Genomic DNA, 1,313 nt, shown 5'->3' with positions numbered 1-1,313 from the left:
CCGCCCCGACGCGCCACGCCACCCGGCGCCGGGCTTGCGCCCGCGCGCGCCAGCCACACGATCACTGCAACGAAAAGCAGATACACCGCCGGCAGATCCAGATGCGGCGTGGTCGAAACAGGAATCGCCTTGTTGATGAATCCCAAAAGCGACGGCGCCGCCCAGATGTAGATGATCCGTCCCGCCTCCAGCACGATCACCAGCAGGACGGCATTCGCCCAACGACGCACCGGCGCGGTCAACGTCATCGCGACGATTCCGCATAGGCCCAAAAGCAACAGGTCCATCGCGCTCGCCGAAGGGCCGAGCGCCAGCGGGATCGTCATCACTTGCGTTATGATTGCAGAATACCCCAGCGACAGATCGGTCAGCCAGCGGTAGGGGACAGGCAGCTGGAAGAAGACCGTCCACCACAGGCCATACAGTATTCCCGTGTAGACCAGCGGCCGGAATCGCCCGCGCTGCGCCGGCTCTCCGAAACGATCGAACGCGCCGATGGCCAGCGTGAGCAGCGCGATGCGCAGCGTCGGATGCACCGCCGCCACCACGCCGGCAAAAACGACCCAGCTTCCCCAGCGGAGAAGCCAGTTGATCCAGCGTGTCCAGGACGGCACCGGCGGGAATGCCCGCCAGCAGAATCCGATTAAGACCGCCGACACCAGCGCGTAGATCGGATCGCGGAAGTCGCCTAATGCGCGCGTCAAAGCGGCGAGCGCCGCCAGGAAAAAGAATGCCATGAAGTGGGCCTGAGCGCGCCGGGCGGCCAGCGTGTCACGCTGGGACCCGAACGCCGGTTACAGAATATGCCGCCTCCGCGGCGGACAAAAGCGAAATCCGCGGCGCCATGTTGCCGTCCACCGCGGCCGCCAGCGATGCCTCGGAGAATTAGTAGATGTTTATGTGTCTAAGCGTACATGGCGGGATCGGCGAAAGGGGACTTGGCCACCCTGTGTCGCTTCACACCGTCTCCGCGCATGGTGTGCTCTTGCTGTACAGGTCGTGAATTCAGGCACGACTTCGCGTCCCGACGACAATCCAACCATCGCGAAATGTGAGGAGCATGGGCAATCGCCCGCGATCAAGCCCACGGCCGTCGTCGCTATGGCCGACGCCGACTCGCGTCTGACCTTGCGGCGTTGTCCCACCCGCTTGTTCGCCCCGACCTGCCGCGGCGCCGCCACGTTTGACTGCGGCATAACTTGTCCGGGTCTGGCCGCCGACTAAAGCCAGTCCTCGCGCCACGGCGTGACCGTCTGCGGGGGCTCACCAGCCTGCAAAGGCACGATAAACTGCGACGCGGCGGGTGCATCCCG

Annotated in this window: 1 protein-coding gene; it reads right to left on the bottom strand. The window is 64.8% G+C overall.

Translation table 11 applies throughout. The annotated features are described in order from the left end of the window. On the bottom strand, positions 1–737 hold a 737-nt coding region (locus tag VNN55_03030; GenBank protein ID HWO56521.1), incomplete at its 3' end, for a hypothetical protein. Between the last annotated feature and the right edge of the window lie 576 nt (positions 738–1,313).

The organism is bacterium (genome assembly GCA_035559435.1).
Classification (GTDB): domain Bacteria; phylum Zixibacteria; class MSB-5A5; order WJJR01; family WJJR01; genus JACQFV01.
The sequence above is the reverse complement of the archived record's forward strand: the minus strand, read 5'-3'. Positions and strand labels throughout refer to the sequence as shown.